Origin of the sequence: Alloalcanivorax venustensis ISO4 (genome assembly GCF_015356855.1) — a bacterium.
Classification (GTDB): domain Bacteria; phylum Pseudomonadota; class Gammaproteobacteria; order Pseudomonadales; family Alcanivoracaceae; genus Alloalcanivorax; species Alloalcanivorax venustensis.
Window position 1 is genome coordinate 1 of the sequence record NZ_ARXR01000068.1, and the last position, 1,797, is coordinate 1,797.

2 protein-coding genes are annotated in these 1,797 nt (G+C 51.7%); both read left to right on the forward strand.

Annotated elements, in window-relative coordinates:
* Positions 1-224 precede the first annotated feature (224 nt).
* Positions 225-917 carry a hypothetical protein gene (locus ISO4_RS16775; RefSeq protein ID WP_194856976.1) on the forward strand — a complete coding sequence of 231 codons (693 nt, stop codon included), beginning with the start codon at positions 225-227 and terminating at the stop codon, positions 915-917.
* 86 nt (positions 918-1,003) lie between these two features.
* Positions 1,004-1,729 carry an HIRAN domain-containing protein gene (locus tag ISO4_RS16780; RefSeq protein WP_194856977.1) on the forward strand — a complete coding sequence of 242 codons (726 nt, stop codon included), beginning with the start codon at positions 1,004-1,006 and terminating at the stop codon, positions 1,727-1,729.
* Positions 1,730-1,797 lie beyond the last annotated feature (68 nt).

Consider the following 1,797-nt stretch of genomic DNA (forward strand, 5'->3'; position numbering starts at 1 on the left):
GAGAATGGTAGCGTGAAACGAAGCGTGCCCACTTTATCGGGGGAAGATCATAAATTACTTGCCGCACTCGCAATTTACCGGTAAGCAAGGCGTTAGCTTAAGGGGGCACGTTGAAACGATTTTTGACTCGCGGGCCGAAAGAAGGCAGATGTAATATCTGTGGAGAGTTTGGTCAGCTCACAGAAGACCATACGCCCCCAAAAGGATCTGTGCGGGTGACACAAATGGAGGTTAACCACCTAACCTCCGTTCTAGGTGCTGATAGGCCGGGACCAAAGCCCCGAATATCTCAGAATGGAGTCAAATTCAGAACTCTCTGTAAAAGGTGCAACAATAGCGCCTTGGGACTGAATTGCGATCTTGCATTTAATGATTTCACGCAAGGAATTAAATCTTACCTAACCAGCAGCATAAAGTTGCCTAGCGTAATGTATGTTAGCGGAAAGCCAGGGAAAATTGCCCGCGCCGTTTTTGGTCATCTTTCCGCTGTGGGTGTCGATAGGTTTCACGAAGGCGATCGCAGCGATGAAATGATGGAGTGGTTCTTGGATGAATCTCTCCCAATGCCTTCAAGACTGCGGATAAAGTATTGGGTCTACCCGTATAAGACTCAAATTTTAATAAGAGACTCTGCCATCAGAGATCTCAGGGCACAGGATGCTGCCGTATTTTGGCTAATGAAGTTTTTTCCTGTTGCTTTTCTCGTTCTCTGGGATAGTCCATCTGGATATGAGTACCCTCAGTTCGCAGATTTAGCCCGATGGGGAAACGCAGACCCAGAAGCAGAGATAGAATTACCTATCTATCTGAACAGCGTGCCCCATGAACGGTGGCCTGAAGCACCTGAAGATCACAGCTTTTTACTCTATGGGGAAGGAGCAGTTGCAGCCAATGCCAGAATTAAAAGAAGAAGCTAACAAGTGGCGGCAGACAGACCAAATTTCCGCCTCTGCATGGCTCCGATTAGCCTGCTGCGCCAGGCGTTAGGCTTCACGGAGAGGGTATGACCAGAGCAAATTACCACCTACCACCGATACCGGACGGCTTCCAGATCTACGAGGAACGACTTGAGGTGGCTGGCCTAACCCATCGGAAGGCGGGTGCGGCGCGGTTTGCGCGCGGCAAGCAGAGAGCTCTGGAATGGGAGCCGGAGCCCGGGAATCGATACGATAAGAACGCGATCAGACTAATCGGTTGCCACAAGGGCATCTTTCTTACGAAGCGTACGCTGCTTGGCTACGTGCCGAAGGAAGTTGCGAACACCCTAGTCGAGAGAGGGTTCGTCGAGGACGCCCAGCCACGCCTTCTAAAAACTTACGTCAGTGACGGAGGTTTCGTTGAAATCCTGTTCCAGATCGTCGGTCCAAAGGCTCGCATAAGTGATTATAAAGGAACTGAGGAAAGTGAAGAGCGCCAGCACTACACTGATGCCGTTGAGCAGGTAAAGCAGCTTAAGCGGGACAAGCGGCACGATGAGGCAATTGCTCTCCTCCAAGATTGCGTTGAGGAAACGGAAGCTGAATCCCGGAAGAACGGCGCCGGTTGGGGTGTTGCTCCCTGGTATTACGAGCAACTCGCGATCCTTTATAGAAAAGAGCGGCGGTACGCTGACGAAGTAAATATTTTGGAGCGGTACCCCAGTCAACCACACGCCCCAGGTGCTGGGCCCGCGAAGTTAGCCGAATGGCTCGAGAAGGCACGGCAGCTCCTGGAGCGAACGAAAGCCTAACCATCGCTTGAAGCCGACGCGGCAAGCCGCGCGGCTTAAGCGAAACGTTAGAAGTCAAAAGGAGGCGG